The 12882-nt window shown below is 63.2% G+C and carries 9 protein-coding genes; 3 read left to right on the top strand and 6 right to left on the bottom strand.

Annotation, left to right across the window (positions count from 1 at the left end):
• Positions 1–46: 46 nt before the first annotated feature.
• Together DESPR_RS09450 and DESPR_RS09445 are read right to left on the bottom strand one after the other, a co-directional pair.
• Positions 47–1951, bottom strand: coding sequence for an AMP-dependent synthetase/ligase (locus tag DESPR_RS09450; RefSeq protein WP_015724584.1), 1905 nt, complete (start codon positions 1949–1951; stop codon positions 47–49).
• Positions 1948–4842, bottom strand: coding sequence for an AMP-binding protein (locus DESPR_RS09445; protein WP_015724583.1), 2895 nt, complete (start codon positions 4840–4842; stop codon positions 1948–1950). Before DESPR_RS09445 ends, DESPR_RS09450 begins: the two co-directional genes overlap by 4 nt.
• A gap of 339 nt (positions 4843–5181) precedes the next feature.
• Here DESPR_RS09445 and DESPR_RS09440 point away from each other — a divergent pair, with 339 nt between their 5' ends.
• The 3 genes from DESPR_RS09440 to DESPR_RS09430 all read left to right on the top strand — a co-directional run bounded on the left by DESPR_RS09440 (position 5182) and on the right by DESPR_RS09430 (position 8481).
• Positions 5182–6477, top strand: a complete 1296-nt coding sequence (locus DESPR_RS09440) for a hemolysin family protein (protein ID WP_015724582.1) — start codon at positions 5182–5184, stop codon at positions 6475–6477.
• Between the two features lie 34 nt (positions 6478–6511).
• Positions 6512–8098, top strand: coding sequence for a serine hydrolase (locus DESPR_RS17285; protein ID WP_081458005.1), 1587 nt, complete (start codon positions 6512–6514; stop codon positions 8096–8098).
• A 77-nt stretch (positions 8099–8175) separates the two neighbouring features.
• The gene (locus DESPR_RS09430; RefSeq protein ID WP_015724580.1) at positions 8176–8481 is read left to right on the top strand and encodes a ferritin family protein; all 306 of its coding nucleotides are present in this window, start codon (positions 8176–8178) and stop codon (positions 8479–8481) included.
• A gap of 131 nt (positions 8482–8612) precedes the next feature.
• Here DESPR_RS09430 and DESPR_RS09425 read toward each other — a convergent pair whose 3' ends face one another.
• Genes DESPR_RS09425 through DESPR_RS09410 form a run of 4 tightly spaced genes read right to left on the bottom strand, consistent with a single transcriptional unit; the run spans position 8613 to position 12818 of the window.
• Positions 8613–10109 carry an alpha,alpha-trehalose-phosphate synthase (UDP-forming) gene (locus tag DESPR_RS09425; protein WP_015724579.1) on the bottom strand — a complete coding sequence of 499 codons (1497 nt, stop codon included), beginning with the start codon at positions 10107–10109 and terminating at the stop codon, positions 8613–8615.
• Positions 10091–10924: a trehalose-phosphatase gene (gene otsB / locus DESPR_RS09420; protein ID WP_015724578.1), complete on the bottom strand. Its 834-nt coding sequence runs from the start codon at positions 10922–10924 to the stop codon at positions 10091–10093. The genes DESPR_RS09425 and otsB overlap by 19 nt, the downstream gene beginning before the upstream one ends.
• On the bottom strand, positions 10921–12156 hold the full coding sequence (locus DESPR_RS09415) for a glycosyltransferase (RefSeq protein ID WP_015724577.1): 1236 nt from the start codon (positions 12154–12156) through the stop codon (positions 10921–10923). Before DESPR_RS09415 ends, otsB begins: the two co-directional genes overlap by 4 nt.
• The gene (locus DESPR_RS09410; RefSeq protein WP_015724576.1) at positions 12153–12818 is read right to left on the bottom strand and encodes a DUF5752 family protein; all 666 of its coding nucleotides are present in this window, start codon (positions 12816–12818) and stop codon (positions 12153–12155) included. Before DESPR_RS09410 ends, DESPR_RS09415 begins: the two co-directional genes overlap by 4 nt.
• Between the last annotated feature and the right edge of the window lie 64 nt (positions 12819–12882).

Genomic DNA, 12882 nt, shown 5'->3' with positions numbered 1-12882 from the left:
TTGGCTCGAGGGGTATGTCGCGGGGGCAATCATACCGTGTCGCGGCTCATGGAGACCCTGATTGTTCATCATGCAGCGGTGCGGCACCCTGCCGTGCAAGGGATACGGAACGGGTGGATCGGTAGAGCTCGTTGATCTGCCGCGCATATCGGACCGCGACCCGGTCGCGGATCAGCTTCAGGGTTGGGGTGAGCAGGCCGTTGTCGATGGTCCATTCCTCGCTGAGCAGGCAGACGCCGCGCACCTGGGCCGGAGCGGGGAAGGCGCGGAGCAGGCCGCTCACCGTTGAGAGCGCCGCCGCACGTGCCGCATCGCTGTCCAGGGAGGCCGGATCGTCCGCATCCAGACCCAGGTGGGCCGCCAGCCGCATCCAGGCCTGGGGATTGACCACCAGCAGCGCCGCCACATGGGGCCGACCCTCGCCCACCACCATGGCCTGGTCGATCAGGGGATGCTGTTCCAGGGCCATCTCCATGGCCACGGGCGCCACTTTCTCACCGGTGGAGGTGACCAGGATCTCCTTGCTCCGGCCGATAATGCGGATGAATCCATGGTCGATCCGGGCTATATCGCCGGTCTTCAACCATCCGTCCGCATCCAGCACCTCGGCGGTCAGCTCGGGCTGCTGCCAGTAGCCGAGCATCACCCCCGGACCGCGGACCAGCAGTTCGTGGTCCTCGGCCAGGCGCACCTCGATGCCTGGCAGCGGTGGGCCCACCGTTGTCGGCCGGTTGTTTGCCGGTTCGTTGGTGCTGACCACGGGCGCCGCCTCGGTGAGGCCGTACCCTTGCACCAGGGGCAGGCCGATGCCGAGAAACAAACGGGAGATGCCCTCCTGCACCGGCGCGCCGCCCGTGACCGCCAGCCGGACCCGGCCGCCGAACCGCTCCAGCATGGGGATGGCCACCAGTTGTCGCAGCAGTGGCCAAATCAGCCGGTCGCGCAGGGTGGGCGTTCGCTGATCGCGTTGGGCCTCGAAACATCGGAAGCCGACCGTGACTGCGGCGGCGAACAGCCAGCGAGCCAGCCGCCCCTTGCGCTCCAATTGTTCCTCGATTCGCGCCGCGATTCGTTCGTAGATGCGCGGCACGGAAATGAGGATCGTTGGCCGGATCAACCGCATGTCTTCGGCCAGCTCCTGGAGGGAGCGGCAGTAGGCGATGCAGCAGCCGGCCATCATCGGCACATAGTAGCCGACCGTGCGCTCAAAGGAATGAGACAGGGGCAGAAAGGAGAGGAAAAGGTCATCCGGCCGGGCCGGATGGACCTGAAGCACGGCCCAGCAGTTCCAGAGAATATTGCGGTGCGAGAGCATCACCCCCTTGGGGCGGCCGGTGGTGCCCGAGGTGTAGATGATGGTGGCCAGGTCGTTTGATTGCAGGATCGGACCGTTGTCCGCGACCGGGTCCCGAGGCAGCCACTGTGCAACGGGCCAAAGCGATTCGGGCCGACCAGACTCGTCGATGTGTTCGAGGCAGACCACCTGCTGCAGAGAGGGCAGGGCGTGGCCGCAGCCCCGTAGTTGCCGCCACTGGGCAGCGCTGTCGACAACCAGCAGGCGCGCGCCGCAGTCGTTGAGGATGTAGGCCAGGTTGGCGGCATTGTCGCGGGCGTAGAGGGGGACCACGACCAACCCTTCGGCCAGGGCCGCCTGTTCGCAGGCCACCCAGGCGACGCTGTTGGCCAGCCACAGGGCGACCCGCTCTCCCCTTTGCAGTCCCTGGATGCGCAGGCCGTGTCGCCAGCATCCGATTGCCTCGGCCACCTGTCGCCAGGAATATTCGCGCCACTTGTCGGTTTGGCGGTCAAACTGGCGAAAGGCGGTCCGGTCCGGGGTACGGGTCACTCGCTGGCGGAACAGGCCGGGCAGAGTCGTGGCCTGATCCGGGGCAATGACCAAGTCGTTGTCTGTCACCATTTCCCTGTTGCTCCAATTGGCCGGATCGCTCATGATTCTTCTCCTCCCAGATCTGGTTCGCCGCAGTGGCGGAGGATCTGCTGCCGCGCCCGATCACGCAGGGAGAGCGCCGCTTCCCAGCCCACTCCCTCGCCACGCAGACGGGGGCCGATGAACAAATGGACCTGGCCAGGACGCGGAAACCAGGATTCGGAGCGCAGTTTGGTCCGGGTGCCGCGAATGGTGATCGGTACCACCTCCATGCCGTTGTCGGCGGCGACGAGAAAAGCGCCCATGTGGAAGGGGTGCAGTCCGGGCATTCGCCAGATGGTACCCTCGGCAAAGAAACACAGCGAGCGGCCGGCCGCGGCCAGCTCCGTGAGCCGTCGGGCATCGTCCACTGCCTGCTTGAAGTCAAACCGCTCGACGAAGACGACATCGAGCCGGGCAAGTGCGTGGCGCAGCACCGTTTGCCGGGCCAGCTCCGCCTTGGCGACAAAGCTGAACCGCAACGGCAGGGCAGCCATCAGGATCAGGCTGTCCAGATAGCTCTGGTGGTTGGCGACCAGAATCAACGGAGCTTTGGTGTGCAGGCGGTCCAAGCCATGAACGATGATCCCGGTGCCGGTGAGACGGGCCAGCAAGCGGGCGGCGAGACGGGCAACCCGCCAGCGGCTTCGGGCCGACGGCAACACACAGGCAACCGGGCCCATGGTGAGGGCGAGCAGGCCAAACAGCAGCCAACAGGCTCCGGCATAGGCGGTCGAGGCTGCCAGCCGCAGACTGTGTCGTGCTTGCTGCGCCAACCCGCCTGCGGCCAAACGGACCAGCTGCCACCACACCGCGCGCGGCGGTTGGCCGATGCGGCCCTGCGCATAGAGCTCCCGGCTGGCCTCGCGCCGAATCTTGCCGCTCGACGTCTTGAGGACCGTGTGCGGCGGCGCCAGGACCACCTCGTCCGGCGGCATGCCGAGGATATCGACGCTCCGGTTAATGATCCGCTCCCGCAGATTGGCCAGCATCCCGGGGTCGCGGCTGCGGCTCTCGGCCAGCACCACCAGTTTCTCGGTGCCACTGGTCGGGTCGGCGTTGCCGAAGACCGCCACGCAGCCCTTGCGTACCCCTTCGATTTCGCCGATGGCTTCCTCCAGTTCATAGGGCGAGATATTGCGGCCGCCGCGAATGATGAGATCCTTGACCCGGCTGGTGAGGTAGAGATCCTGTCCGGCAAGGTAGCCAAGATCGCCGGTGTCGAGCCACTGGCCGTGAAAGAGGGTCTTGGTTTGTTGAGGGCTGCGGTAGTAGCCGCTGGTCGCCGAGGGACCGTAGAATTGCAGGCGGCCCACCTGGCGTTCGGGCAATTCATGGTCATTGGCATCCACCACCCGCAGCTGATGGCCGCTGAGGACCCGGCCGCAGGCGACGATGCGCAGCGGATGGGGATCGTCCTCGCCGGCGGATAGGGCCAGCCCGCGCTCCAGCAGGGGCTGCCGTTGCACCCGGTCGATCAGCGGTCTTCGGCCCAAGGGCGGAAAGGCGAGACCGACAGTGGACTCGGCCAAGCCGTACACCGGCGCCATGGCCTCGGGACGAAAGCCATGGGGGGCAAAGCGGTCGGTGAACCGGGCAATGGTTTCCGCGCTCACCGGTTCGGCGCCGTTAAAGGCCAGCCGCCAGCTGCTCAGATCGAGTCCATCCAACTGTGGCGGCTCAATCTTGTTGAGACAGAGTTCATAGCCGAAGTTGGGTGCGGCGGAGAGCGTGCCCCGGTGGCGGTGAATGGCCCACAGCCAGCGCTCGGGATGGACCAGGAAGGCAAGCGGCGACATCGCCACCAGCTGGCAGCCGTGATAGAGGCTGCCGAGCCAGGCACCGATCAGCCCCATGTCGTGATAGAGCGGCAGCCAGCTGACAAAGATATCCCGCGGATTGGCGTCGATGGCCCGGCCCATGGCACGGATGTTGGTGAGCAGGTTGGCATGGCTGAGAATAACCCCCTTGGGAATACCGGTGCTGCCGGAGGTGTACTGAAGAAAGGCGGTGTCCTCCGGGCTGGCGGATACCGGGGTGAAGGCGGTGCCCGCCTTCTGCAGTTCCTCGACAGTGACGATCCGCCGTAGGCTGTCCACCTGCGCCTTGAGGAAACGGGCCAGGGGACGGGCCTCGGCCACGGTGATCAGGAGCAGGGCCTGGCAGTTGTTGAGGATGTGGCGATGGCGGCGGAGATGGTCCTCGAACTGGGAGGGCCGCAGGGGCGGGTAAAGAGGCACCGGCACGGCGCCGGCCAGGAGCACGCCGAAGAAACTGAAGAAATAATCGAGGCCGGTCGGCAGCATCAGGGCCACGCTGGCGCCTGGTTGCACATCCAGGGCCTCAAGGCCGGCGGCGATTGCCGTGGCCTGGTCGAGCAGGGTACGATGGCTGACCGTCACCGGCTCCTCCCGGGCGCCGTAGAGCAGAAGATGAGGCTGGTCGGGTGCCCGCTGCGTCTGGAGGCGGAGGACCTCGGTCAGAGTCAGGGCGCGGTCGGCGATACCGGCCCGCTGCTCGTCCCGCTCGATCGCGGTCCCGTGATGATCGATGGCGGCGCGGTCGTGGGCCGTGCCCTGTGCCAGGGCCCGCGTGAGGTCGCGGAGGGTTTCGGCCCGGGTCAGGATCTCCTCGCTTAAGGTGAGGCCGGACATCTTTTCCAGGCGCGAGAGCAATTCCACCTTGGCGAGGCTGTCGAAGCCCAGATCGCGTTCCAGGGAGCTATCGAGCACCACCCGCAACGTGGCGCGGGCCGGGTCGATCTCACCGGCCAGCCCCGCAGCCACTCGGCAAACGGCCTCGGGATCGATCCCGCCTAAGGGGCCGCCTTGCATCGGAGCCGGCGGTCGGACCGCCTGTTGATGCTGCTCCTGTTCGTTGCTGCCCGAAGAACCCTGGAATTCGTTGTCCGCCATCAGTCTCTCCCCGCCCAAGGGCGACCTGGATCGAGTCACTCGGTTTGTTGTACCATATCGGGAATAGGGGACGATGTCAAAAGAGAGCAGGCACTCAGTGGCCCTTGCTGCGGTTGTCTAGCGGATGGGAGCACAATCAGCTTGTACCATTCCGCGCGATAAAGTTGTATGTTGATAGGATGCAGGGCGATTGCGGACGGACAGCTGCGAGTGGATCGCGCCGAAAGCGGGCCGCCCGGCGACGGGCACGGGGTGCCCACGAGGGGAGGATGCCTCGACCGTGGCCGCCAGTCCCGCGCATCCCTGGAAACCGCGAGTTATCTTCCTTGGCAGAGCGTTATGGAACTTCTTTTTCTTCTTCTGCTTATCCTGCTCAACGGACTCTTTGCCATGTCGGAAATCGCCGTGCTCTCGTCACGGGATTTTCGCCTGCACAAACTGGCAAACGACGGGCGGCGCGGCGCCAACTCGGCCCTGGCGCTGAAAAATAATCCGACGGGCTTTCTTTCCACCGTGCAAGTCGGTATAACCATGGTGGGCATTTTGAGCGGCGCGGTGGGCGAAAACGCCTTGGTCGAACCGCTTGCCGCCTGGTTGGCCGCTTTCCCGGCAGTGCAGCCCCATGCCAGACCCATTGCCCTGGCAACCGTGGTCATCGCCCTGACCTATTTTTCCGTGGTCGTGGGCGAGCTGGTGCCCAAACATCTCGGGTTGCTGCAACCGGAACGCATTGCCTTGTTGGTCGCGCGGCCGATGAAGGTGCTGGCCCGGTGGACCAAGCCCCTGATCTGGCTGCTCTCGGCCTCGTCCACGCTGCTGTTGCGGGGAGCCGGCACCGGTACGCGGGATTCGGCGGCGGTCACCAACGAGGAAATCAAACTGCTGATGGAGCAGGGGGCGCAAGCCGGCGTCTTTCACCAGAGCGAGCGGACGCTGGTTTCCAATGTGCTTCGCCTGGACGAGCAGCCGGTGGTGGCGATCATGACCCATCGCCAGGATATTCACATGCTTGATCTGAACAAGCCGGAAAATGAACTGCGTGAACAGCTGGCCGACTGCCCCTTCTCGCGGATTCTTGTCTGCCGGGGCGGCCTGGAGGAGGTGGTCGGCCTGTTGCGTACCGCTGATCTGCTCAAAGCCGCCCTGGCCTGCGAACCGCTCCAGATTGAACACCATCTTCGCCAGCCCCTGTACATTCCCGAGTATGTCACCACCACCCAGCTGCTGGAACATCTGCGCAGGGTCCAACTGCAATGCGCCCTAGTTGTCGATGAATACGGCGACATTCAAGGGTTTGTCACCCTCACCGACGTGCTCGCCGCCATTGTCGGAGAGCTGCCGAACTCCAAGCTGGCCGATGGGCAGGAATGCACGCGCCGCGAGGACGGCTCCTGGCTTGTTGATGGCAGCGCCGCCATCGACCGGGTCAAGGCAACCCTTGGCATCGATCAAGCGCTGCCCGGCGACGACGGCCATGCCTATCACACCCTGGGCGGATTTGTTATTCACATGCTTGGCCGCATACCCATGGAAACAGATGGTTTCGAGGCGTGCGGGCATCGATTCGAGGTTGTTGACATGGATATGAACCGCATTGATAAAATACTGGTCACGCCGCTTCCCACTTCCCGATGAACTGTCCCGCAGCCACACGGTATCGGTATTTCCCATGATCGTTCGAACCGCAATGAAAGCATCGTCCTTGATTCTTTTTGTTCTCCTCTTCTTGTCCTGCGCGCCTGCGTTGGCCGCCGCGCCCGCCGATCAACGCTATGATATCGCCTATGGGTGGGACACGGACATCCAGCGCGTTCTCGATTACCGCAGAAAAGTGGCTGGCCTCTTGCAAATGGCCATTGACCGTCAGCTGCTGATCGTTGGGCGGGATCAGCAGTTTGGGGTGATTCATCCCCTGCGGGGAACGCTCGACCAGGCCAAGAAGACCGCGGAACAGCAGTCCAGGAAACTGCGGCGGGCAGGGCTGAAACCAGCGCAGGTCACCAAGGCCAAGGGCCATCATGCCCTGTACCATATTGGCTACCTGAAAGGACCCAGCGTCGAGCGCCTGACGAAAGACTACCGCTCCATCAAGCAGGCGCTTGGGGTGCAGGCTGGCAAGCGGCTGGCCATCGAACGGGTCGATTCTCGAACCTTTTCAATTGTTTATAGATGCTGGAGCAGCAAAACCATGGCAGCGAGAACGGCCAAGCAGCACGGCGCGCTGCTGCGTGGCAGGAAGATCGCTCCGGCCGTCATCGCGGCCGTTGAACGGCCGATGGCGGGGCCGAACACCAATCTGGCCACGGTTGCCGATTTGGGTTCTGAACGCCGCCAAGGCAAAACCGTGCAGGCGGCCATCGTGCAGCCGGGGCGGGAACAGCGAACGAGCAAAGGGAAAAAAACAACTGCCGGCGAGCGCTGCCAAGACAAGGAAACCGTGATCGCCACCCCGGCAGATCCACCCTCCGAAACCGCTGGCGGCGGGCTGAGTATAAAAATGAATGACTTCCTTCGGAAGCAGCAGGCAAAGGGCCGGTTGCGGCAAAGGGAACGGGCCGCGCTGGTGGCCTACGACCTGACCAGGAATACCTATCTGACCAGCGTCAACTCGCAACGCGCCTTTCAAGCGGCCAGCATGATCAAGCCCTTTGTCGCCCTGGCCTTTTTCCATCAGGTGGACAAGGGGAAGCTGTCCTATACCGCGCAGCACCGACACATGATGGAGGCCATGATTCAACAAAGCAGCAATTCGGCCACCAACTGGTTCATCCGGCAACTGGGGGGGCCGGCGAAATGCGAGGCTTTGCTGAAGAAGGAATATGGGGCCATGTTGCGGCAGGTCCGGATCAGGGAATATATCCCGCCGGGAGGCAAGACCTATAAAAACAGTGCTCCGCCGTTGGCTTACATCCAGTTTCTCAAGGCTTTGTGGAACTATCAGCTGCCCTATTCCAAGGAAATGCTGCGGGTAATGTCCCTGCCGGGGCGCGATCGTATTTTCTGCGGTACCGAGGTGCCTTCCGGAACCCAGGTGTTCAACAAAACCGGCACCACGGCCTTGCTTTGCGGGGACATGGGCATCCTGGTGCCGAAGACCAGGGACGGGCGACGGGTACCCTATGCCATTGTCGGCATTGTCGAGCGTGCCTCAAAACCGGCCGATTACAAACAATGGATGGTTTCCGGCGGCGGGGTCATTCGCGATTTTTCGTCACTGGTCTATGAGGAAATGAAGCGGAAGTACAATCTACATTGACCGTTTTTATCGGCAGTGCAATCCGGCTTTTTTAAAAACGCCGGAAAACCATAATGAACAGAGAAAGGAGAACACCGATGCCTGAGTTTGGATCGCCCTTTGCGGGATTGGCCAAGGAGAGAAAACTGACCCATGCGGAACTGGTGCGCGCGATCAGGTTCATGATCGCCGCCGAATACGAGGCCATTCAGCTGTACATGCAGTTGGCCGAATCAACCGACAACACGCTTGCCATCGAGGTGCTGACGGATATCGCCGACGAGGAGCGGGTGCATGCCGGTGAATTTCTCCGGCTTCTGCACGAGCTGGACCCTGAGGAAGAAAAGCTGTATGCGGAAGGTGCCCAGGAGGTCGAGGAAGAAATCAACAAACACAAGAAATAATCCACTTCGTCCGAGCAGGCCGCTGCCGGACCGGCAGGACACGTTCCGCCGGCCTGGCGGGGACAGGGAATGACCATTGAGCGTAACCATTTGAGGTGGTTGCGCTTTTTTTGTGATGTGGCGGGGGTGGGCTAGATGGCCGGAGCAGCCAGTTTGGGGACGAAAAATTCCACCCTGGGAAACTGGTTGAGATCCTTGTGGATGCCGGTGCGGAGGAAGGCATTGACCCAGTGAAAAATGTTGTGCTTCTGGATGGAGCGGCGCATCTTTTCCATCCGCGCCTGGCGGCTGACGGTGTCCATGGCGCAGGCCCGATGAATGGCGTCGGCCACTCCCCGGATGTCAAAAGGATTGACCAGCAACGCGCCGTTGTGCAGTTGGGCCGCTGCCCCGGCAAATTCGCTGAGGATGAGCACACCGTTGTTTTCGATCGAACAGGCGCAAAATTCCTTGGCCACCAGGTTCATGCCGTCCTTGAGCGGGGTGATCAGGGCGATCTCGCAGGTTCGGTAGTAGGCCAGCAGTTCCACCCGGGATAACGAGCGGTAGATGTAGTGGATCGGTGTCCAGCCGACCTCGGTGAAGCGGCCGTTGATTTCGCCCACCAGGCGTTCGATCTCCCGCTTGAGGGTTTCGTATTCGGGCACCTCCGCGCGGCTGGGCACCACCACCTGAACCAGGGTTATTGTGCCGCGCAGTTCCGGATACCGTTCCAGGGCATTGGCAAAGGCCTGGAGTCGAAGGGGAATGCCCTTGGTGTAGTCAAGCCGGTCGACCCCGAGGATCAACTGCCGTTCGGGCAGGTTGGCATGGATGATCCATGCCTGGTCCTGGACCTCCTGACTGGCCGCCGTGTCGGCGAATTGCCGAAAATCGATGCTGATCGGGAAGACGCCCACCAGGACCTCGCGCTCCGGGGTCAGACAGCGGGCGATGTGACCATGGCCGACCACCCGGGTCTGCGGCAGCAGCATGCGCACGCAGTCCATGAAGTTGCGCCGATCGCGCACGGTCTGAAAACCGATCAGATCGTACTGGAGCAGGGCGTTGAGGATCTGGGAGCGCCAGGGCAGGCGGATGAAGCCGTCCAGGGGCGGGAAGGGGATGTGGAGAAAAAAGCCGGTGCTCCGGCGGACCCCCATGGCCTTGAGATGGGCCGCCACCAGGATCAGCTGGTAATCGTGCACCCAGACATAATCTTCCTTTTCATCGGTATTCTGCGCCACCACCCGGGCGAATTTGGCGTTGACCCGTTCATACACGGTCCAGTAGGCCGGGTCGAAATTGCAGCGCGAGGGCAGGTCGTGGAACAGGGGCCAGAGGATCTCGTTGGAGAAGCCGAAATAATATTTCTGGATCTCTTCGTCATCCAGTTCCACCGGTTTGAGGGCATACCCGGTTTCCCGCGATCCCCGAGCCAGCAGGTCCCTGAGCGCCGCCTCGTCGAGCTCGCCCTGGAGATTGGAGCCGAGCCAGCCTATCCATTGGCCGCCGCGATCGCGCAAAACCGGCCCCAGGGCGGTAACCAAACCTCCGGACCCGGGCTTGATGGTCCATCGGCCATCCTGCTCGCGGTCGACCACAATCGCCAATCGGTTGGAGACGACGGTCAGTCGGGTTGTTTCCATGGTGCATTCCTCCTGTGGGTTGTGGTGACCGTCCGCCAGGCGCGAAGAAAATCGGCCACCGCCGCGCAGTCGGCAAGCGTGGCCCGGGCAGCGGTCGGCCGTGCATCCCGGCCGACCTTGATGCCGATGCCCCGTCCCTCAAGGGCGGCAAAGGCATCCTCGTCGGTTTCATCGTCGCCGACATAGACCGCCAGGGTTCCGCGGGGCTGTTGATCGAGCAGGCTGCGCAGGGCGTCGCCCTTGTGCCAGCCGATGCAGCGAATCTCCACCCCGCCGTTGAACCAGCGGCATTCCAGACCGTGATCCAGGGCAAAGGCGCCCCATTCACTCAGCACCTCCTGTTCCAGGGCCACGGCGGTCACTGGTTCAAGGCCCCGGGTATGCACGGCCAGCGAGGCCATCTTGTTTTCCAATGCGCGGCCGTAGCCCCGTTGCTGGAGAACGGCGCGAATGTTGTCCAACCCCTGCCGCTGCTCCGGTGTCGGCTGGCGAATGACCGGGTCGCCGTCCACCGGACACAGTTCATAGCCGTGATTGCCGACCACGGTGACCGGCGGACCGTCGAGCAGGGCCATGACCTCGGCCGCCGGCCGGCCGGAGATGATCGCCACCTCGGTGGCGGTGTCGACGGTCAGGGCACGGAGCAGGTCGGCAATGCCGGGAAGAGGCCGCGCCTCCATGGGGTCGACGGCAAAGGGTGCCAGGGTGCCGTCGTAATCCAGGCCGAGAAAGCGGCTGGACGCATCGCCAACCCGCTCCCAGAAACGGGGCAGCTCCGCCAGGAGGGCGTGACGGGGTGGTTTCGTGCCCCTCACAGCTCGATCCGCTCAACACCCTTGTGCCGGGTGGCGATCATCAGGGTGAGGTATTCCCGCAGGTGGCGGGTGACCAAAAAATTGTTGAGGGCAAACGACTGCGCCTTGCGGCCCATCTCTTCCAGCCGGTCGCGGTTCTTGAGCAGGTAACGAATGCGCAGGGCCGCGCCTTCCGGGGTGTTGACCAAAAACCCGGTGTGATGGTTGATCACCTGCAGGCGTATGCCGCCGGTATCACCGCCTATGACCGGCTTGCCCTTCCACATCGCTTCGGTGACGGTGAGGCCGAATCCTTCCCGGGTCGATTTCTGCAGGACAATGGTCGAGGCCCGTTGCAGGCCATTGATCTCCCGATGGGCATCGGCGGGCAGGAGCAGGATATGGATATCCGGATCGTCGCCGGCCGCCTCGCGCACCTCGCGCAGCACCTCTTCCCCTTCCGGATCGTCGCTCGCCCCGCCGCCGGCCAGCACTAGCTGCACCGGGGTGAACTCCTTGACCAGCCTGTAGGCATGGAGCACGCCCAAGGGGTCCTTGAAGCGGTCAAAGCGCGACACCTGGGTGATCAGCGGCAGGTCAGGATCAAGGCCATAGCGGTCGAACACCGCCTCGACCTCGCCCGGATACAGCTCCCGGTTCTTCTGGCTGAGCGGATCGATACTGGGGGCAATCAGGTACAAGGGGTGCGGCAAGGGCTGGGCGAAGTCGGCCAGGGACCAGATGGAGGCGTCGTATCCGGCGACCACGTCACGCAGGTATTTCCACACCGCCCGATACGGGTGGCTGAGGTCGATATGGCAGCGCCACACCCATTTGCCCTTGCGGCCGGGACAGAGACGGAGCAGCGGCGCGGGCTGCGGGTCATGGATAAAGACGAAATCCGCGTCCTCCAGAAGGGGACGCAACCGCTCGGCATTGTCGCGATTGGTTTGCTCATAGGCGCGGAGCAGGGACGACGGAAGCGCCACCGGCGTGCCTTGCAGCCCGTTATGGAAGCTCTTGGTGCACTGATAAAAATCCTTCTCGCCGGAGATCACCTCCCACCGGGCATCCAGGCCCAGTTCCCGCTTGAAGGGAATCAGCCAGCTGAGAATCTCGGCCACGCCGCCGCCCTCGCGGGTGGAGTTGACGTGCACGACCTTCATGCCCCTGAGCGGTTCGGCCAGATGGCGGAGATGGTCGATGACCTCGGCGCCGACAATGGGGACATAGCGTTCGAGTACACTGGTCATGGGGTCCCTCCTTCGGCAAGACAGCGGTCGAAAACCCCGGCCAGTTCCCGGCGCAGTTCCGCCAGAGTGGTGAAATAGGGGTCGATGGCATTGATGTTTTTGATCAGCTCGTCATAATCGCCGTTGCCGAAGCTGGCCAGCCATTCGACAAAATCGCTGCGGCCGCGCTCCGTGCGCCGCCGGGCATCGATGAAATGGTAAAAGATCGACCCCAGCGACATGCGGGCGATCTGTTCGGCCATGTCCCGCGGTTTCAGAATCCGGCATCCGGTATCGAACACCAGGATCTGCGAGCGGATGAACTTGAACCGCTGTCCGGCGCGAGCCCAGGGCACGAACTCGCTTTCCGCCAGCCGCTCCTCGATCACGTCCAGCAGTTCCCGCCGCAGGTCGTCCATCTCCCGATGGTGGCTGGGGTCGATGATCGCCAGCCGCTCGGCCAGGCGGGAGTCGTGCAGGCTGCGCCACGCCCAGGCGGCAAAGTCATTCTGGTATTCGGGTTCGTCGAAACTGGAGCGGAGCATTCCGCCCCAGAAATGATAGTAGATGCACCCGGGATGGATCGTTTCCAGCCGATCGCTCAACTCGCGCAGATTTTGCGCTTCCTGCCCGGTGGCAATGGAGATGAGGGTGCAATCCTTGACAACAAAGGGTTCTCCCATGTGTGTTCCTCCTGCTTGGTTAGGCTGACTTTCACGAGGGCGCAGCCGGGACCATGGGTTGACC

This window comes from Desulfobulbus propionicus DSM 2032, from assembly GCF_000186885.1.
In the GTDB taxonomy this organism is placed as follows: domain Bacteria; phylum Desulfobacterota; class Desulfobulbia; order Desulfobulbales; family Desulfobulbaceae; genus Desulfobulbus; species Desulfobulbus propionicus.
Note: the sequence above shows the minus strand (reverse complement) of the source record. Positions and strands in the feature narration are given on the sequence as shown.